Raw genomic sequence first — 18,759 nt, 5'->3', positions numbered from 1 at the left:
TGGATACTGTTCTACAAAGTATTCACTATTTTATTTCATTCCATTTCGGCGGAGTTGTATTTAATAGATTGCGCACGAAGAAGTCGTAGCGTTTATGTTCACCGAAACTTTCTCCCATAGTGTGGTGAGCACCGGGAATAACCACTAACTCAAAATCTTTATTGGCTTTGATCAACGCATTTGCTACCTGCATGGTAGAAGCCGGATCTACGTTATCATCCATTTCACCTACTACCAGCATTAACGGGCGACTGAGCAAGTGAGCATTCTCAACATTCGATCCTTCTTTATATTGTTCACCAACCGGATAACCCAGCCATTGTTCATTCCACCATATCTTATCCATACGATTGTCATGGCAGCCACAGGCAGAATATGCTGCTTTATAAAATTCGGGATGAAACAGTACTGCTGTCATTGATTCCTGTCCACCTGCGGAACAACCATAAATTCCGACACGATCTATGTCCATATAAGGGTACTTTTGGGCAGCGGATTTTATCCAGGCAATATGATCGGGCAATCCGGCATCTTTCAGATTCTTGTAACATACGTTTTCGAAAGTGCGTGAACGGAAAGAAGTTCCCATCCCATCTACCATGACAACAATAAAACCGAGTTCGGCAATACCACTCATAAAGTAGTTATAAGGAATAAAGGTTTTGGGTACGTATTGATTACCCGGTCCTTGATAGATATACTCCAAAACGGGGTATTTTTTGTCAGGATCAAAATTGCTGGGACGAATGATGATTCCCCACATATCCGTTTTTCCGTCACGACCTTTGGCGGTGAATACTTCGGGAGCTTTCCAGCCTTCAGCTTCCAGACGACTGATATCAGCCGTTTCAAGTGGCATGATGACTTTTCCGTTTTTGGCATCCCGGAGTACGGCTACAGGAGCTTTGTCTACCATAGAATATACATCAACTAAATATTGCATATCTTTTGAGAACCATGCATTATGCATTCCTTCTGCCGGAGTGAGACAAGTGAGATTCTTACCGTCGAAGCCGATACGATAATAACGGATCAGGTAGGGATCTTCTTTAGCTTGTACGCCATTTGCCGAGAAATAAATAAGTTGGTTGGTTTCATCTACCCGGAGGATATCACGTACGTACCATTCGCCTTTGGTTATCTGACGAATAGGCTGGGCTGTAGTACGGTCATACATATACAGGTGATTCCAGTTGTCACGTTCACTCATCCATATCATTCGTTTTCCATTTTGTAAATCATGTCGGAAACGACGGGAATAATTAACGTATTTGTCGCTTGTCTCTTCTATTAACGGGCGTACCTTTCCTGTTGCGGCAGAAAATTCCAATACCCGGTAGACCTGATGTCCGCGCTGATTGTATTCGAAAGTGATGGCTTGACTGTCACTGTTCCATTCGGGGGCCGTAATGTAATATTGTTGAGAGAATAAATCTGTCGATGGAATCACACTGTGTCCTGTTTCCACATCGTATATGCAGGGTATCTTAAACGGAAGTTCATCGCCCGGTTTGGCATACTCTTGTTTGTGGAGTTTGGGTTGAAGCTGATCGCTTGGGGAGGATTCCACATAATATACATAGCGTTTTTCTACCGGACGAATCTTGCAGGAAGCGACTTTTTTGCTGTCGGGAGACCAGCGGATATAGGCTGAGTAATAATTTCCCAAAGTACCGTCCAGACTTAGCTGTTTTTCTTTTCCGGTAGCTGTTTCTTTTACATATATATTATGATTCTTAATGAATGCTGTATATTTCTTGTCAGGAGAGGTGACGGGAGCAGCCGTCTTTTCATCATCTGTTTCCATCCAGTGGCGTTGTTTGCGTGGAGTGGGCAGAGCACCTTCATCTGTCAGCTGATTTTTATCGATGACATACATCCAGCGATGATTATTGAAAACGAAACGTAGCGTATCCAGTCCGTTGTTGACAGACAGACGATCCAGATAAAGAGAAGTGGCTTCTATTTTGCGTCCCGATGCCTCACTTAAAGCTGCTGCCACGAGTTTGTGGTCAAACAAGTCTTTTCTGTTTTGAGTGTCGGCATCCACTAATACATAGATACGTCCGTCGGGAGTATTTCGTACATACCAGAAATAATGCGTTTTACCAATCCACTCCGGATTGACATTGGAATAGGATACTTTGTTTGCACTGAATTTTTCTCCTGCTGAGTAAGCACGACGGTAATCTTCTATAGTACCTTGTGCGATGGCTATGTTTGTGCAGAAAAGCATGGCTGCTAATAGTAGGTTTTTCATGGCTCGTTAATTAATTTTTGCCAACAAAGTAAACGATAATAATAAGAGAAAACAAGTGCATTGTATTATTTTTCTATTGATTTGGATGATTGTTTGATTCTTTAGTACACCTTTAAATTGGAGAATGACTACTTCCTTGAAATGGAAGTCAGTGGTGTGGTGCGTGAATAGTATTCGGAAATATTTTGTTGTATTATACGGAAGAAGCTGCTCAGGAGTTTTCGGGAACAGTATATGTTCCCGAAGACGTGGAGAAAATACTTCTCTGATATATGTGATGCAGCAAGCTGCTATCAATTTATCCCTTTACGCCCATAAATTTGAAAGGCAACGCTGTTTTAAAATTCTTGGCTGTATTTCCATGATACATTTCTCCATTGGCAATAGACAGTTTGAACACCGGAGCCCCTTCCGATAAATCGAAATCTTTCAGATTTACCCAAAAGGTATTCGGAGTCAGACTTGATTCGAAAAAGTATCTCAGGTTCTTGCTCTCCGAAACGGTTCTCCATTGCGTAGTGGAAATCTCGGGACTTTCGGGAGTGGATATCCCGTAAGGAACAGAAGCATTGCGTACAACACTGAATACACTGGCAACAGCTATTCTTTCATCATCGGTCTCGGGCAATGCGTTGATGTAGAAGCTGGCTCTGGCAAAGCGGTCGGCAGCGCGATTCGTACCGGGCAGAAAGCTCAGTCCTCCTATCGATTTCCAGTATTCGCTAAGTGCCAGTTGCTTGTTGTAAGTAGGAGAGTTGGTCATAACCTTGTATTCCTTACTATGATATACCGTGAGTTTCCCACCGATATATTCAAAAATGGCACAGTCACCTGTAGCATCCGAAATAGATAAATGTAAAGTGGCCAGACGGGAACCGTCCGGCATCATATCCGAAACGACCTGAAAGGTATCTTCGTCAATGTATGCTACGGCTTCTTCTACGGTGGCAAAATTGTCCAGCATATATTGCACCCAGGCTGTAATGGCAAGTCCCGGTTTATTCTTATCTCTTACGGGGTATTCGGTTTCGGGCAACCAAAGCAGATTGGCGACCAATCCTTTCTCATTCATACCGTCCGTACTGGCGATCTCGAAAGCGGAAGTCACTACGCTACCGTATCTGGAAGTCCATTCCAGCGAGTTCTCTCCGGTTTCTCCGTTCCGTTTCATCCCTCTGGGAAACACCCAAAGGTTGCTGTGCATATCTGTTTTCCAGTCCATAGAACGACCGGTTGCTACCATACCATTGCTTCCTGAATAAACGACTCTCGTACACATAATTTCGATTTTTAGTTATAGGTTTATTATTGGTTATTCATCTGTGAGATGCAACCTGTTCGGAATTCTGTCACAGAACTATCAGTCACGATAGTGACAAGTTAACAAGAATATGCCCTTAAAGTTCAGCGTTTGTATTGATAGTGCGAGATTGCTGAGCCGGTTTTTCAAGATATACTTTCGGGAAATTGTTTATCAGGTGAATTTTTATACCTTTGCAAGATACTGATGAAAGGTTCAAAGTTTTAAAATATGGAGATAAAAAAAGTAATTTCGGATAAAAAAGAGTTCTTGGAACTGTTGCTTTTGGCTGATGAACAGGAGAGTATGATCGACCGCTATCTGGAACGTGGCGATATGTTCGTCTTGTACGATAACGGATTGAAAGCGTGCTGTGTCGTAACCCGTGAAGGGGAAGGAATTTATGAAATCAAGAACATAGCTACGATCTCTTTTTTCCAGCGGCAGGGATATGGAAAACGCTTGATTCAATTTTTATTTGATCATTATCGGGGGAAATGTTCTGAAATGCTGGTCGGTACAGGCGATGCACCTTCTACGCTTTCTTTCTACGAACATTGTGGCTTCACCATTTCCCATCGGCTAAAGAATTTCTTTACCGACAATTACGACCATCCTATGTACGAAGACGGCAAGCAACTGGTGGATATGGTATATCTGAAAAAGACATTTTAGTATTTGCTTTGTGATGGAGATGGATATAAATCGATTGGTGAAAGAGTATGGAAGCTATCAAAAGAGATTTAGGTTATCCGATTGTGTGGATGAAATAATAGAACTGTATGTTTATATTACCAATAGAAGAACCCATAATATTGATAGTTTCTTCATCTGAAAAGAGAGGTCTATTATTCTTACATTTATTATTTCCGTTGTTAATAAACGCAGTTTCAGTTTCTAATAAACTTTTTGCACGTTTATTAGAAACGGTATCCGAGTTTATTAAAAACTATTTTTTGAGTTTTGGAAGAAAATATAAAATGAATTAAGCGAAAATATAAACAAAATGGGGCAATAATCATCCGACTTATTGCCCCATATCATGGTTGCTCTGATATAAAGAGATATCAGTTTATGTGTGTGCTATGTATCTATTTTTTTAATAAAACTCATTCTTTTTTAGTTTTCTTTCCTCAAAGATACAACATTAAAAGCCGTTTGTCAAGTGTTTCATAAGAAAAGCGGATTGTTCACCAAATAGCTCTGATTTTATTTATAAATCATATACGGTTACAGCTATTTCTTTGGTGATAAGCTCTTCTTTTATGATTTGCTCCATAAGTTCCCACTTGCCACCTGCCAGTCCACAGCCAATACGGGGCATATGTACACTTGCCTTGTGGGCAATTGTAAACAGGGCTACCTCCTTCAAACATTGCCGGACGGCGTCATAACGGATGGGAGGGAGTCCTTTACTGTCTTTATAAATGCCATGTTGTCCTATCATATTGGCGACATATAACTTATTTTCAACATTTACAAACTGTACAGCTCCCAAAGTAAATTCTTCCTGTGATTTGTACCACTGGCGATAGGCTTCTTCCGGCATTTTCCATTTTTTAGAAAGTGCCAGTACAAACCCTTTTCCCCATCCTCCGATATCGTTGCAAATATGAGTAATCACTTTGACACCTGAACCAATCGGTGCTGTGGCATCTCCTTTTATATATAGTATTTCCATCGTTTTATCTTTTTAATCAAAGCAAAGATAGAAAAAAACAGAGATATGGTGAATAATAATGGAAAGTTCTTCTTTGAATGAATATAAAATTGATTATAATTAAATCAATAATGAATAAAATTAAATTCTATATTAATATTATTGATATAATCGTTTGTTTTTATTCGAATTTATCTCTACTTTTGCATCATAAATGAAGATGATATGAATGAAGTAAAGAAACGGTTACCATTGCAATGTCCATCCTGTGATGCTCCATTGAAAGTAGGACGGTTGTTTTGTGAAGAATGCAATACGGAAGTTTGTGGCAATTTTGAATTGCCTTTACTGGCGCGCCTGTCGGAGAAAGAGCAGCAATTTGTTCTTGATTTTGTAAAGTCGAGCGGCAGTTTGAAAGATATGGCGAAGAACATAGGAGTCAGCTACCCTACAGTTCGGAATATGTTGGACGATATAATAGATAAACTAACTAAAATGGATATGTGATGAAAAACAAAGTAAAATTAATAGTGAATCCGTTTATTCGGATTGCAGGTGGTCAAGCGTTGATATGGGGCTTTCTGGGCTTAATAGTATCTACCTTATTGTGTTGGATATCGGGTTATCATTATCATGGTTTGCTTCATTTTGGACCGGCCCCCAATCCGGCTTGGTGGTGTTATCTGGCGGAACATCTGATTGTGTGGCTGATTCCTGCACTGCTCTTTTATCTAGGAGGTCTTTTTCTGTCTCATTCCCGCATTCGTGTGATAGATGTACTGGGTACTGTTTTGTTTGCTCAGCTGCCGTTGCTTGGAATGAATCTGATCAGCCTGTTGCCGGCCATGCGGATGATGTCACAAATGAACATGAATATGTCTCCCGAAGAAATGCTGGCACAGCCTTATTTTATCCTGGCAATGATTCTTACACTGTTGGGATTGCCGTTTCTGATACTTACTTTGATTTGGATGTTTAATGCCTTGAAAGTGTCTTGTAACTTGAAACAATGGAAGTTATGGACAGTCGCACTTATAGGAATTATTGGTGGTGATGTCTTGTGCCGGTTCCTGATAGGATGGTTGTATTAACGGCTTAAATATAGTGACACTATCCCGTCACGATAGTGTCACTATGTCTCTGTGATAGTGTCACTATAACGAGCGGATAGTGACACTATTTTCAATCATGGTAATTACTACACCATAATTAATTTTACTCATTGAACCAGTCTATCTTCTTGGAGAAATACATTACCATTGCCAAAATGATAAATAGTCCCAAACTGCCTGCTAATAATGCAAAGGTTTCCAGTTGAATCAAAACGAAGATATAAAGGTAGAGTACACTTAATAGTCCGGACATGATCAATGACGGTTTCTTCTTTTTGGTGATTCCCAACATATATCCGCCAACTAATATAATAGTCAGTGCCGCAGATAACAAATAAGCAGGATTAAAGCCGATATGTTCGGAGAAGGAGAGCAGCAGACTATAGAACAGGCAGAGTGCTAAACCTACCAGCAAATACTGTAACGCATGAATACGGGTTTTATTCATGATTTCAGTGAAGAAAATGACACCGAACGTCAGCAGAATAATCAGAATAGCATATTTGGCTGAACGCATGGACTGCTGATACTGCTCTACCGGTATTTTGAAGTTGACGCCGAAACTGGAGTTCTCAATATCCTTGATATTGGTATTGTTGTAATTCATCAGGACCTGCGAATAGTTGCGGTTCAGATTCAGTACCTGCCATTGTGCCGAGAATTCTTTTTCTGTAATCTCGCGGTTGTTGGGCAAGTAGTTTCCTGTAAAGCTTGGAGTATTCCAGTTGGCTTTCAAATCAACACGGGTCGTTTTACCCAGTGGGATAAAGTTGATGGACTGCGAACCTTTCAGCTTGATTTTAATCTCATAAGGCAGTTTCTTGTTCTTCTTCAGATCGGATAAGTCGGTAATGGCGTGTACTCCCGTAGCGCCTATCCCTCTGTTATCCATTCCCGGTTCAAAGACGTAAACTGAATCTCCCAGCGTGATACTGATCTGCTCACTGATGCCCCGCATATCTGTCAGGTTCAGGCAGATGGCAGCTCTGTCAAATTGCAGTTGTTCCATATCCACCCTGCTTTTTATCAGCTCTTCGGGACTGAATAAACCTTTCAAAGTCAGTTCCGACTGATACACGTTCACTTCATAAATACTTCTTTTGAGTATTTCGGTTTTCAATTGTCCATTGACCAGAAGTTCGTCCGGAAACAAGAAAAGGGCCTTGATTGATACCTTCTTTTCCCCGTTGTTCTCTGTCGTTACCGGATACTGGATATTCAGATAGGGGCCGGTAATGGTTTGGGCAAGGCTCCATTTTTCGCTTACTTCATTAATTGCTTCTTCCTGCGTGCGTCCCCGCTCGGAAATAAGATCTTCGATCATGAACATCGGTATCATCAGAAGAATGATTAATCCTCCGATAATGATGACCTTGATTGTTTTAGAGAAGCGGCGGAGGCATCCCAGCGGTTGTTGTTCCTGCACTTGCTCAGTTGATTTTTCATTGAAACCGTCCATAAGATAATAGTGTTTAGTGAATTATTATGTTGACTTTAGAAAATTCTCCAGGGCTTCAATATGAGATTTGAAGGCTTCTCTGCCTTGCTTTGTGGCCCGGAAAACAGTTCGCGGTTTTCGTCCTACAAAGCCTTTGCTGCATTCGATGTAGCCGAGTTCTTCCAGCGCACGGGTGTGGCTGGCCAGATTGCCGTCTGTCAGTGAGAGTTGTTCTTTCAGAAAATTGAAATCAGCTTCCTCATTGACCATCAGAACAGCCATAATTCCTAGCCGGACCTTACTCTCGAATGCCTTATTTATATTTTGAAATGCTTCTATCATTTATGACTGCTTTCTTTCGTAATGTAAATAGAACAGTATTCCATAGAGGATATGAAATCCACCGAAACCTATCGTCCAGAACAGTAAGGCGTGGCCTTCCCAAAAACTATCTATGACTCCCAGACAGATAAAAGCGTATCCCAACCAAGCTATATTGGCATAGGTAAATTTAGAAACATTGACCAAAGTCAGTCCATAGAATAAAAGCATGACCGAGGATAAAATGTCATAATATCCATGCAGCAGCAGAGAAATACATAAAGCGCCTCCGGTCAGCATCGGAAGTGAAAAATTCCATAATGCCCGATAGGTCAGCTTGCTGAAAAACTTTTGTCGCAGCTTTTTGGACTTGTTGTAAGACAGTATGCCGGCAGTGACGGTGGCAGCTGCCAATACAAGGATGGCCACTATAATCATCAGCTTCAAGGCTGTGATTAATGTTGTGTCCGGGGTAACAAGGCAAGTGGCGATGTATGTACCCGCTAGTGCGTAAACTCCGGCCATGATAGCCGCTAATCCACTGATCGAGATAAACTTGGAGGACTTTTCCATCAACTCTTTTATCTCATTTACTGATTCTAATGCTTTATCTTTATTCATATAAAAAAGTACTTTGTGATGCAAAGTAAAATAAAAGATTTCAGATGAACAAAGATTCTGCTCATTTATTTTGAAAATAAGAGATTAGTGTGGGTGAATGGAACAATTTATAGAGTCGTTTTACATGAAATTAGTCAAACGTTTGACTAATTCGGTAGAAATACATACCTTTGCGCCCGGAAAAGGTAAAAAGTACTTTTATGATAAGAGAAGGAGCAGAGTTTAGAGAACTCATGCTACAGGTTTTCCGCACCCGCATGGCTTTCCGTAGGTCGATGCAGCGGACACTGAGAAAGAACAACGCAGGTATCACATTCGAAATGCTTCAGGTACTGAGCTGTTTATGGCATGAACAAGGCATTAGCCAGCAAATATTGGCTGAACGTATCGCAAAAGACAAAGCATGTCTGACCAATCTGATGAACAATCTGGAGAAGAAAGGGTATGTCTACCGGAAGGAAGATCCGGCAGACCGCCGCAACAAGCTGGTTTATCTGACTCCGGAAGGAGAGGAGTTTAAGGAACAGATTCGTCCCATACTGGATCAGGTTTATGTACACGCGGAACAGGTGATTGGCATAGAAAGCATTAAAGTCATGTTATCGGAATTAAAGGGAGTATACGATGTTCTTGAAAACGTATAGGGTATATCTGCTAGGGCCGCTCTGCCTGATCTTCGCCGGTCAGCCGGCAAAGGCGCAGACGGATTCTTTATTTCTTTCCGTAGACCAGCTTTTCGAACGGGGGGTGCAGCATAGTTTGCAGCTTCAGGCGGATGCGCTGAAAGAAGCCATGGCACAAGAACGGACACGAACGGCACGCACATCATCACTGCCCGATCTGCAAGTGGGATTGAAAGGAGGTTTTGTGGGACAGCCGCTCGTTTGGGAACGGGGATTGTCCGACCCGACATATCCGGACATTCCGGACTGGTCGCAGAATTACGCCATCGACTTTTCCCAACCACTGTATCAAGGTGGCAAGATTCGGAGGACTATCCGTAAGGCAGACATGGAAAAACAAGTTGCCGAGTTGCAGACATTGACAGACCAGGCGGAAATCAAACTTGGTTTGCTGAACCAATACATGAATCTGTTCAGCCTTTTCAAGCAGCATGAGATATTGATGCGGAACATTGAGGAATCCGAATTACGCCTGCGGGATATTCGCCGGATGAAAAAGGAAGGGCTGATAACGAATAATGATGTATTGCGCAGCGAGATGCAGTTGACGAACGATCGTTTGTCTTTGCAGGAAACGGAAAATAGCATCGTACTCGTGTCGCAGCAGCTGGATATTTTATTGGGACAGAATGAGAACCTGCTACTGAAACCGGATACGACCCTACTGCATCAGGCAGTTGCTCTGGAAGCGTATGACGACTATATCACCCTTGCTTACACAAATGATCCGGCAATGAAATTGCTCAGAAAACAAACGGAACTTGCCCGGAACGAGATCCGGTTGACTCGGTTGTTGTCTCTTCCCAGCATATCGCTGTATGCCTCAAATACACTGGCACGCCCTGTTTCGCGTACATTGGCGGATATGTACAACAATAACTGGAATGTAGGACTATCGGTTTCTTATCCTTTATCCTCAATCTACAAAAACAGTCATAAAATAAAGGAAAGCAAACTGGTAGTGTCTTTGCGTAAGAATGATGAAGAGCAGAAGATGCAGAGAATCCGCATGGATGTGCGCACTGCTTTTCTGCGGCATCAGGAAGCTTTGCAACGGGTAGAAGCCTTGCAGTTGTCTGTCCGGCAGGCGCAGGAGAACTACCGTATTATGCAGAACCGTTATCTGAATCAGTTGGCTATTCTGACTGACTTGCTGGATGCCAACTCTGTCCGTTTGAATGTAGAGTTGCAGCTGGTCACTGCCCGCACTCGTGTGATTTATACTTATTATCAACTTCAGAAGGCTTGTGGTCGTCTATAATATATTAAGGTTATGGCAACATTAAAGGAAAAAAAACGGAAACTTAAAAAAATGAGAGCTCGCAATATCATCTTAAATATGGTGTGTGTATGTTTGGCTGTCTCCGGGCTCTGGTGGACTATTACTTATTTTTGGCGTTACATTAGCTATGAAGTGACCAATGATGCTTTTGTAGACCAATACGTTGCTCCTTTAAATATACGTGCTTCGGGATATATCAAGGATATCCGTTTCAAGGAACATCAATATGTGCGTCAGGGAGATACCTTGTTAGTACTCGATAACCGTGAATATCAAATTAAAGTGAAGGAAGCCGAAGCAGCTCTGCTGGATGCGCACGGTTTGCAGGATGTTCTTCACTCGGGCATCGAAACTTCCCATACTAATATAGCCGTGCAGGACGCCAATATAGCCGAAGCGAAGGCGAAGCTCTGGCAACTGGAACAGGACTTTCACCGCTTTGAACGTCTGCTGAAAGAAGAATCGGTGCCGGAACAACAGTACGAGCAGACCAAAGCCGCGTATGAAGCAGCTGAGGCACGCTATCAGGCATTAGTCGCGCAAAAACAGGCTGCTTTGTCGCAATATGCGGAAACGAGTAAAAAGACAACCGGAGTTCAAGCCGGTATCTTGCGTAAAGAAGCGGATTTGGATCTGGCTAAATTGAACTTGTCTTATACGGTACTCACTGCTCCATACGATGGATATATGGGCAGGCGTACCTTAGAACCCGGACAGTATGTCCAGACGGGGCAAACCATCTCTTATCTGGTACGCAACAAGGATAAATGGATTACTGCTAATTATAAGGAAACACAGATTGCCAATATCTATATTGGTCAGCAGGTGCGCGTTAAAGTAGATGCGTTGCCCGGAAAGATTTTTAACGGGGAAGTCACTGCTATCTCGGAGGCAACCGGGTCGAAATATTCTCTGGTCCCCACAGACAATTCCGCGGGAAACTTTGTAAAAGTACAACAGCGTATCCCGGTACGGATAGAGCTGGAGAATATCTCTACTGAAGAAATGGCACAATTAAGAGCGGGTATGATGGTTGAAACAGAAGCTTTGCGCAAATGATAACAATGAAAGAGTTGGGAGTACCCGTTCGTTCCTGGGTGCCCGATTGGCTGGGGTTCTGTTGCATTTTCATTGTTATTCTTCCGGTTACCATGCTGAATGGTTCGTATACTGGAAGCATGCTCGAAGTATCGAATACGCTTGGAACCAATTCGGAAGATATAACGATGGGATATTATGCGGCTTCGGCAGGCATGGCCATTGCTTATCCTATTATTCCTAAAGTGCTGGCAGCCGTTTCGGTCAAGTTTCTCTTGTTGATAGACTTGCTCCTGCAGTTCTTTTTGAGTTGGATTTGCGCCCGTTCGCAGAATGCCGATATTCTGATTGCCTGCAGTTTTGCTATCGGCTTTCTGAAAGGTTTTCTGATGTTATGGTTTATTCGTTATGCACAGAAGATTTTCAGTGCGAAGAATATCCGCAGCGAGTTCTATTCTTATTTTTATCCATTAGTGTACGGGGGCGGACAGGCTTCCATGTTGGTCACTGCGCAATTGGCATATCACTATAACTGGAAGTATATGTATTACTTCATGATGCTTTTGATTCTGGTTTCTGTTCTGTTTGTTATCATCTGTTTCCGGCATAACCGCCCGATTAAATCGGTGCCGTTATCCGATTTGCATATTCGGGAGATGTTTATCATTTCGGTAGGGCTGCTGATGCTGATTTACGTCATCAATTATGGGAAAGTTCTGGATTGGATGGCTTCTGCCAAACTTTGTGCTTATATTGTAATTTCTCCTATACTGATCGCATTATTTATCTGGATTCAGCACCATTCGAAGAATCCCTATGTTAGTCTTGCCCCTCTGTTTCAGCCTAAAGCAATCATCGGATATTTCTATATGATGCTTGTTATGTTTTTCAGTACATCCACCACATTATTAACCAATTACCTGAGCATCATCCTGAAAGTTGACAGCACGCATACCTATTCTCTTTATATCTTTTTGCTCCCGGGGTATGTAATCGGAGCTTTTATCTGTTTCTGGTGGTTTCGTTGGCAGCGTTGGCGTTTCCGGTTTCTGATAGCGGGCGGAATGAGTTGTTTTGTTATTTTCTTTGGTATTCTATATTTTGGCATTGCGCCGAACAGTACGTATGAAATGTTATATCTGCCCATCTTTTTCCGCGGATTGGGTATGTTGACTTTGATTATAGCCTTTGCCCTGTTTGCCGTAGAAGATTTGAACCCGAAGTTTTTGTTGTCGAATGCTTTCTTTCTGATAATCTTCCGTTCGGTACTGGCACCTATCATGGCTACTTCTTTTTACAGCAATATGCTGTATCGTCTGCAACAGAAATATATATATTCTTTGTCGGAGACTATCACGACTGCCGACCCGCTGGCTGCGTCCCGTTATACTCAGTCTCTGAATAATGCGCTTGCACAAGGACACAGATATGATGAAGCGGTACAGATAGCTACCCATTCTCTTTATGGAACTTTGCAGGAGCAGAGTCTGTTGCTTGCACTGAAAGAAATATTAGGTTATCTGTTGGTGATATCGATCATAATAGCTGTTATCTCGCGTTTCATTCCGTTTCATAAGACGATTCGTGTTACATTTGCCAAGACGGGAGATGATATGGTATAGCATATAAAAAAGAGTAAATCATCCCAATTTTTCAATTCTTTTTCCTATATTTGGCTGGTAATCACTGGAGAACAGATTCTCTCCGGAGTAGGACAGATCTAATCTTAAACACAAATTTGAAATAGATGAATTATGATGAACAGGGCTATCCTCGTCTTACTATTCCTCTTGTCGGCACTGCCATTTTCTTTGCAAGCCCAGATGCCGGACAGTATCGTTCGTAAATTATCGGGCTATATTGAAGCAGTGCAGAATTTCGGAGAAATGCTGCCACAGGAAAAAGTCTATTTACATTTCGACAATACCAGTTATTATCAGGGAGACCCTGTTTGGTTTCAGTGTTATGTTGTGACATCCGAACTGAACCGCCCGTCGGATTTGAGTAAAACCCTTTATGTCGAATTGCTGAATCCGGGTGGGGAAGTCATAGCGAAACGTGTATTGCCTGTTAAGAACGGCCGTTGCCACGGTAGTTTCGAATTAACACAACTACCTTTTTATTCCGGTTTTTATGAGGTTCGTGCCTACACGAAATATATGTTGAACTTTGGAGAGGAGGTTATTTTCTCCCGGGTTCTTCCGGTATTTGATAAGCCTCGGGTGGCTGGTGATTTTAAAGAGAAGAACATACAGAAATATGCTGTTTATAAATATCCGCAGGTACGGAAAAAAACGGCTAAGGAGAAAAAAGCCAATCTGAAGTTTTTTCCTGAAGGAGGAAATTTGGTCGAAGGCATTCCTTCCCGCGTTGCTTTTGAGGCAACGGATGCCTATGGAAATCCGATTGCACTGTCCGGAACGGTTATCAACCGGGAAAAGAAAGAAATCGCCTCCTTTGCCACTGTACACGAAGGACGTGGCACTTTTGTATATACTCCTACGAACGGAGGAAATCATAAGGCTGAGGTGGAGTTGAATGGAAAAAAGTACCGTTTTGATTTGCCGGAAGCCCGGTTGCAGGGATATGTCTTGCAGGTTGACAATCTTTCTTCGGAAGACAGTATAGCAGTCAGTGTACAAAAGAATCCGTATACACCGGAGTCTGTCTTAGGTTTAGCTGTGCTTGGTCATGGGAAACTGCTTAATTATTGTCTGTTGAACATCCGGAAAAATACGCCTGTCTCTTTCAAACTTGACAAGACGGAATGGAAGGCAGGGGTGGTACAGATCATATTGTTTGATACAGCAGGACAGATTATTGCCGACCGCCTTATCTTTATGAGAAAACCGGAGCCATTGACAATCAGTGTCCGGAAAAACAAAGAGGATTATCAGCCGTTTGATCGTGTCTTATTGGACTTTTCAGTACGTGACACGGCGGGTAAGCCTGTGTCCGCTCCGATATCAGTATCTGTGCGTGACGGATGGGAAGAAGTGGAAAGCCGGCATTCTATGTTAGCGGACTTATTGTTAATGTCTGAGATTAAAGGCTACGTTCATCGTCCGCTCTATTATTTCGAAGCAGATGATAAAGAGCACAGAACAGCTTTGGATCATTTGTTGTTGGTGCAGGGATGGCGGCGTTATGCATGGAAATACGAGTCGGGGGTAGAACCGTTTGAATTGAAGTACATGCCCGAACAAGGGATTGAAGTGCATGGACAAGTTGTTTCATTTGTTAGAGGTAAGCCTAAACCAAATATACAAGTCTCTTCTTTTCTGGCGAAGCGGGGAGATGAGGAAACTTCACCGGGAGCGCTTTCTCTTAACCTGTTTGAAACAGACAGTGTGGGACGTTTTGCTTTTATTACCGATATTATTGGCAAGTGGAATCTGATTCTTTCTGTGATGGAGAAAGGTAAGCGTAAAGACCACCGGATTGTATTAGACAGAGTCTTCAGCCCTCAACCTACACAATATCCGCTGGGAGAAATGCAGATAAGCCTGTCCGGCAGAGATAAACCGGGAGCAGAACAGGAGCTGCAGACAGATACTGTGATTGGTGATGATATCGATTATAATCGTTTTATGGATGCTTATGAAGATTCTCTGTCAAAACGGGGTATGAGAGAGAAAAATCACCGTTTGGGTGAAGTAGTGGTGAAGGCTAAGAAATGGAGTCGTGAGAAGGATATTTATGAAAATCGTTCGAAATCGGTTGCTTACTACGATGTGCCTTCGGAGATGGATGATATTTTGGATAAGGGAGGTTATATCGGTGAAGATATCCACGAGCTGCTTGTCCGTATGAATCCCAATTTCATACGCAGGTATAGTGGTGGTGAGGAATGGTTGCAGTACAAAGGTCGCTCTCCCTTGTATGTGGTAAACTATAAACGAACGGAGGCTACTGAAATAGATCAGACCCGATACCGGACACTTCGCCTGGTGGCTATCAAGTCTATTTATATCAATGAGGAATTATCGGCAAGGTGTCGTTATGCTGACATCCGTATGTCTCCGATGGATGTAGATGAAATATATAGCTGTGCTGTTTTTATTGAAACCTATCCGGAAGGAGAGATTCCCGTAAAAGGAGGCAGGGGAGTCAGAAAAACCTGGTTGGATGGCTATAGCGAACCTGTAGAGTTTTATCATCCCGATTATTCTGTTCTTCCCAAAGAAGAGGACTATCGCCGCACGTTATACTGGAACCCGGAAGTGATGCCGGATGAAGCAGGGAATGCTCAGGTGAGGTTCTATAACAACAGCCGTTGCCGCAGGTTGAAAATAACGGCTGAAATGATTTCTGCGGATGGGGCTATTGGCATGTTTAACGAGTGATATAAAAAGGAGGGTGTTTTGATACACCCTCCCCATAACTGTAATATTTCCTTTGATGGTGAAACGCTTATAACGTAACTCCTGTTTTAAAGATGGCAATTTCGCGATAACCTTTCTTCTCGTTATTAACGAACTCACCGCTTGCTACTTTAATCACATACTCGATAAAGCGTTCGCAAGTCTTTTCCATCGGTTCGTTCTCAACGATGACTCCGGCATTGAAATCAATCCACCCCGGTTTGTTTTTAGCCAAAGTAGAATTGGTGGAAATCTTCATCGTCGGAACGAAAGTGCCGAAAGGAGTACCACGTCCGGTGGTAAAGAGTACCATATGGCATCCGCTTGCAGCAAGGGTAGTAGCAGCTACCAAGTCATTGCCCGGAGCGGAAAGCAGGTTCAGTCCTTTCTTTTGCAGACGTTCTCCGTAAGGCATCACACCGGATACATAGCTTTTGCCACATTTCTGTGTACATCCCAGTGCTTTTTCTTCCAGAGTGGAGATACCGCCGGCTTTATTTCCCGGAGATGGATTTTCACCCACAGGCTCGCCATGTGACAGGAAATATTCTTTGAAGTCATTGATCAAGTGTACGGTCTGTTCGAACAGGTCTTTGTTTTCGCAACGGTTCATCAGAATTGTTTCCGCACCAAACATTTCCGGAACTTCAGTCAGCACGCTTGTACCGCCTTGTGCAATCAGGAAGTCTGAGAACATACCCAGCAACGGATTGGCAGTGATACCTGAGAAACCGTCGGAACCACCACATTTCAGTCCGACACGAAGTTCTGACAAAGGTACTTCCGTACGTTCATCTTTGGATGCTTTGGCATATAAATCGCGCAGAATATCCATTCCTTCTTCGTATTCGTCACCAACTTTCTGGGTTACCATGAATTTCACACGGTCCTGATCATAGTCTCCTAAGAATTCACGGAATACGTCCGGCTGGTTGTTTTCGCAGCCCAAGCCTACTATCAGTACTGCGCCTGCATTCGGGTGAAGTACCATATCGCGAAGAATCTTTTTCGTGTTTTCGTGATCGTCGCCAAGCTGTGAGCAACCGTAGTTGTGCGGGAAAGCCACGATGGCATCTACCCCTTTTCCTTCCGTTTCACGGCGCAGGCCTTCGGCCAGTTGTCCGATGATGCCGTTAACGCAACCTACAGTCGGGATAATCCAGATTTCATTTCTTACGCCGACATCACCATTTTTACGGCGGTAACCTTTAAAAGTGAGGTTTTTATGAGGGATATCCAGAGTAACCTGAGTCGGATGGTAGGTATACTCCAACAGTCCGGCAAGATTAGTCTTGATATTCGTTTCATTCATCCAGTCTCCTTGTTTTTTTGCCATACGGGCATGACCGATAGGGTAGCCGTACTTGATTACGTTCTCGCCTTCTGCAAAATCTTTTAATGCAAACTTATGTCCGGCAGGAATGTCTTCGTTTAGTGTAATCTCTATTCCATCTACGGATAGATGCTCTCCTGCTGGGAGGTTAACAATGGCAACGGCAACGTTGTCGGCAGGATTAATTCTTAAATACTTTGTTTCCATGTACTTGTTTAGTTGGATTTTGTTGTTATTTGCTATGGTAATAGTCTATTGTTTCTACAGTCAACAAGTCAATCGGCATATAGTTGATGCAAGTCACGTCTTTCTTGAAAATGAGGTGATCGCAGAGCGCCTTGATGCCGTTGAGGCCTTGCAGCTCCGGTTGCTGGGCGATGAGGAAGGAAACGCTTCCTTCTTTCAGGCAAGTGACATTCCGTTCCAGAAGGTCGTAGCCTATCAGATTGAAATCTTTCTTTCCGCGACTTTGCAGGTATTCGCCGATAATGTAGACTTTTGAATTGAAAGTGATTCCATTCTTTACGTTCGGGTGAGAACGGAAGAATTCATCCAGCATTTCGTTATCTTCATCATTGCGTTCGGCATGCAAGTCAAGCTCCAGTATAGTACAAGACGGATGATGTTCCTCCATGTACTGCCTGAATCCGATTTCCCTGTTCTCTTGCTGGTTAGAACCGACAATTCCTTCATGTATCTTACGGAAAATAACGATTTCCTTTTCGTCTCTGGCAAGCAGCATTAGCATACGGGCGGCAAAGTATCCGCTTTGGCGTGAGTTCTGACCGAAGAAGGCGAGGGGAGGCACGTCTTTGATATTTGAGTCTATATATATATAAGGTATATCCAACGTTTGCAACTGATCAGTAAAGCCTTTCGTATATTGCGGAGCCGTAGGGGCCACCATCACTCCGTCCGGTTGCTGAGTCAGGATAGCTTCGCTGGCGTCTACAAACGAATGATAGTCGTATGGATCGTAATAGTTGATCTTTACCGAGGTATTGAAGTCCGAGTAGGTCGCGATAGCTTCGTGGATACCCAGTTCTACTGCTGTCCAGTATTCGCCTTCCAGATGTTGAGGCAGAAGACAGATGAATGTGTACTTCTTGTTGGAAGCCAGGGCACTGGCATACATGTTAGGTTGATAGTCAAGCTGCTTCAGAATTTCTTCCACCCGTTTTTTGCTTGCTTCTGATACTCCGCTGCGTCCGTGAATGACGCGGTCTACTGTTCCTACAGACACGTCTGCTAAACGGGCGATGTCTTTGATTCTGATTCTTTCGGGCAATTTATTCATACGATCACCTTATTTATATAGGTTTATGTGCTCGCACACAATAATAATCT

16 protein-coding genes are annotated in these 18,759 nt (G+C 42.9%); 8 read left to right on the top strand and 8 right to left on the bottom strand.

The window, feature by feature from the left end; genetic code table 11:
* Positions 1-25 precede the first annotated feature (25 nt).
* Both NBH01_RS09260 and NBH01_RS09255 read right to left on the bottom strand, forming a co-directional pair.
* Entirely contained in the window at positions 26-2,260 is a 2,235-nt protein-coding gene (locus NBH01_RS09260; RefSeq protein ID WP_072066285.1) for a DPP IV N-terminal domain-containing protein, read from the bottom strand.
* A gap of 298 nt (positions 2,261-2,558) precedes the next feature.
* Positions 2,559-3,539, bottom strand: coding sequence for a linear amide C-N hydrolase (locus NBH01_RS09255; protein ID WP_008763035.1), 981 nt, complete (start codon positions 3,537-3,539; stop codon positions 2,559-2,561).
* A 252-nt stretch (positions 3,540-3,791) separates the two neighbouring features.
* Between NBH01_RS09255 and NBH01_RS09250 the strand changes: the two genes are divergently transcribed.
* Positions 3,792-4,235, top strand: coding sequence for a GNAT family N-acetyltransferase (locus NBH01_RS09250; RefSeq protein ID WP_008763036.1), 444 nt, complete (start codon positions 3,792-3,794; stop codon positions 4,233-4,235).
* Positions 4,236-4,773: 538 nt separating this feature from the next.
* On the opposite strand, the gene NBH01_RS09245 is transcribed toward NBH01_RS09250, so the two are convergent.
* Positions 4,774-5,241: a macro domain-containing protein gene (locus NBH01_RS09245; RefSeq protein ID WP_011107679.1), complete on the bottom strand. Its 468-nt coding sequence runs from the start codon at positions 5,239-5,241 to the stop codon at positions 4,774-4,776.
* 204 nt (positions 5,242-5,445) lie between these two features.
* On the opposite strand from NBH01_RS09245, the gene NBH01_RS09240 reads away from it, so the two are divergent.
* Entirely contained in the window at positions 5,446-5,727 is a 282-nt protein-coding gene (locus tag NBH01_RS09240; protein WP_008763038.1) for a DUF2089 family protein, read from the top strand.
* Positions 5,727-6,311 (top strand): hypothetical protein, encoded by a 585-nt coding sequence (locus NBH01_RS09235; RefSeq protein ID WP_008765005.1) that lies wholly within the window; start codon positions 5,727-5,729, stop codon positions 6,309-6,311. Before NBH01_RS09240 ends, NBH01_RS09235 begins: the two co-directional genes overlap by 1 nt.
* Before the next feature lie 124 nt (positions 6,312-6,435).
* Here the strand turns inward: NBH01_RS09235 and creD are convergent, their stop codons facing one another.
* The 3 genes from creD to NBH01_RS09220 are packed head-to-tail and all read right to left on the bottom strand — an operon-like array spanning position 6,436 to position 8,712.
* On the bottom strand, positions 6,436-7,791 hold the full coding sequence (gene creD, locus NBH01_RS09230) for a cell envelope integrity protein CreD (protein WP_011107678.1): 1,356 nt from the start codon (positions 7,789-7,791) through the stop codon (positions 6,436-6,438).
* A 24-nt stretch (positions 7,792-7,815) separates the two neighbouring features.
* Complete coding sequence (locus NBH01_RS09225) at positions 7,816-8,112, bottom strand: winged helix-turn-helix domain-containing protein (RefSeq protein WP_008763041.1); 297 nt, start codon at positions 8,110-8,112, stop codon at positions 7,816-7,818.
* Positions 8,113-8,712, bottom strand: a complete 600-nt coding sequence (locus tag NBH01_RS09220; RefSeq protein WP_162303162.1) for a hypothetical protein — start codon at positions 8,710-8,712, stop codon at positions 8,113-8,115.
* A 203-nt stretch (positions 8,713-8,915) separates the two neighbouring features.
* Between NBH01_RS09220 and NBH01_RS09215 the strand changes: the two genes are divergently transcribed.
* From NBH01_RS09215 to NBH01_RS09195, 5 genes are all read left to right on the top strand, one after another.
* A complete protein-coding gene (locus NBH01_RS09215; RefSeq protein ID WP_072066319.1) occupies positions 8,916-9,356 on the top strand; it encodes a MarR family winged helix-turn-helix transcriptional regulator in 441 nt (146 codons plus the stop codon).
* Positions 9,337-10,656, top strand: a complete 1,320-nt coding sequence (locus NBH01_RS09210; RefSeq protein WP_225679125.1) for a TolC family protein — start codon at positions 9,337-9,339, stop codon at positions 10,654-10,656. The genes NBH01_RS09215 and NBH01_RS09210 overlap by 20 nt, the downstream gene beginning before the upstream one ends.
* Positions 10,657-10,668: 12 nt before the next feature.
* A complete protein-coding gene (locus NBH01_RS09205) occupies positions 10,669-11,736 on the top strand; it encodes an HlyD family secretion protein (protein WP_072066287.1) in 1,068 nt (355 codons plus the stop codon).
* Positions 11,733-13,337: an MFS transporter gene (locus tag NBH01_RS09200; RefSeq protein ID WP_008765011.1), complete on the top strand. Its 1,605-nt coding sequence runs from the start codon at positions 11,733-11,735 to the stop codon at positions 13,335-13,337. The genes NBH01_RS09205 and NBH01_RS09200 overlap by 4 nt, the downstream gene beginning before the upstream one ends.
* Positions 13,338-13,469: 132 nt before the next feature.
* Complete coding sequence (locus NBH01_RS09195) at positions 13,470-16,061, top strand: bifunctional DNA primase/polymerase (RefSeq protein WP_225679123.1); 2,592 nt, start codon at positions 13,470-13,472, stop codon at positions 16,059-16,061.
* A gap of 67 nt (positions 16,062-16,128) precedes the next feature.
* Here the strand turns inward: NBH01_RS09195 and NBH01_RS09190 are convergent, their stop codons facing one another.
* Both NBH01_RS09190 and NBH01_RS09185 read right to left on the bottom strand, forming a co-directional pair.
* Positions 16,129-17,619, bottom strand: coding sequence for a UxaA family hydrolase (locus NBH01_RS09190; RefSeq protein WP_008763047.1), 1,491 nt, complete (start codon positions 17,617-17,619; stop codon positions 16,129-16,131).
* Positions 17,620-17,644: 25 nt separating this feature from the next.
* Entirely contained in the window at positions 17,645-18,709 is a 1,065-nt protein-coding gene (locus NBH01_RS09185) for a LacI family DNA-binding transcriptional regulator (RefSeq protein WP_008763048.1), read from the bottom strand.
* Between the last annotated feature and the right edge of the window lie 50 nt (positions 18,710-18,759).

The sequence above is a fragment of the Bacteroides sp. B1-V-101 genome, from assembly GCF_023656585.1.
In the GTDB taxonomy this organism is placed as follows: Bacteria; Bacteroidota; Bacteroidia; order Bacteroidales; family Bacteroidaceae; genus Bacteroides; species Bacteroides thetaiotaomicron.
The sequence above is the reverse complement of the archived record's forward strand: the minus strand, read 5'-3'. Positions and strand labels throughout refer to the sequence as shown.

Excerpts from the sequence above, each read along its gene's own strand:
- NBH01_RS09260 (WP_072066285.1), bottom strand. The coding sequence starts at position 2,260 with ATGAAAAACCTACTATTAGCAGCCATGCTTTTCTGCACAAACATAGCC.
- NBH01_RS09255 (WP_008763035.1), bottom strand. The coding sequence starts at position 3,539 with ATGTGTACGAGAGTCGTTTATTCAGGAAGCAATGGTATGGTAGCAACC.
- NBH01_RS09250 (WP_008763036.1), top strand. The coding sequence starts at position 3,792 with ATGGAGATAAAAAAAGTAATTTCGGATAAAAAAGAGTTCTTGGAACTG.
- NBH01_RS09245 (WP_011107679.1), bottom strand. The coding sequence starts at position 5,241 with ATGGAAATACTATATATAAAAGGAGATGCCACAGCACCGATTGGTTCA.
- NBH01_RS09240 (WP_008763038.1), top strand. The coding sequence starts at position 5,446 with ATGAATGAAGTAAAGAAACGGTTACCATTGCAATGTCCATCCTGTGAT.
- NBH01_RS09235 (WP_008765005.1), top strand. The coding sequence starts at position 5,727 with ATGAAAAACAAAGTAAAATTAATAGTGAATCCGTTTATTCGGATTGCA.
- creD (WP_011107678.1), bottom strand. The coding sequence starts at position 7,791 with ATGGACGGTTTCAATGAAAAATCAACTGAGCAAGTGCAGGAACAACAA.
- NBH01_RS09225 (WP_008763041.1), bottom strand. The coding sequence starts at position 8,112 with ATGATAGAAGCATTTCAAAATATAAATAAGGCATTCGAGAGTAAGGTC.
- NBH01_RS09220 (WP_162303162.1), bottom strand. The coding sequence starts at position 8,712 with ATGAATAAAGATAAAGCATTAGAATCAGTAAATGAGATAAAAGAGTTG.
- NBH01_RS09210 (WP_225679125.1), top strand. The coding sequence starts at position 9,337 with ATGTTCTTGAAAACGTATAGGGTATATCTGCTAGGGCCGCTCTGCCTG.
- NBH01_RS09205 (WP_072066287.1), top strand. The coding sequence starts at position 10,669 with ATGGCAACATTAAAGGAAAAAAAACGGAAACTTAAAAAAATGAGAGCT.
- NBH01_RS09200 (WP_008765011.1), top strand. The coding sequence starts at position 11,733 with ATGATAACAATGAAAGAGTTGGGAGTACCCGTTCGTTCCTGGGTGCCC.
- NBH01_RS09195 (WP_225679123.1), top strand. The coding sequence starts at position 13,470 with ATGATGAACAGGGCTATCCTCGTCTTACTATTCCTCTTGTCGGCACTG.
- NBH01_RS09190 (WP_008763047.1), bottom strand. The coding sequence starts at position 17,619 with ATGGAAACAAAGTATTTAAGAATTAATCCTGCCGACAACGTTGCCGTT.
- NBH01_RS09185 (WP_008763048.1), bottom strand. The coding sequence starts at position 18,709 with ATGAATAAATTGCCCGAAAGAATCAGAATCAAAGACATCGCCCGTTTA.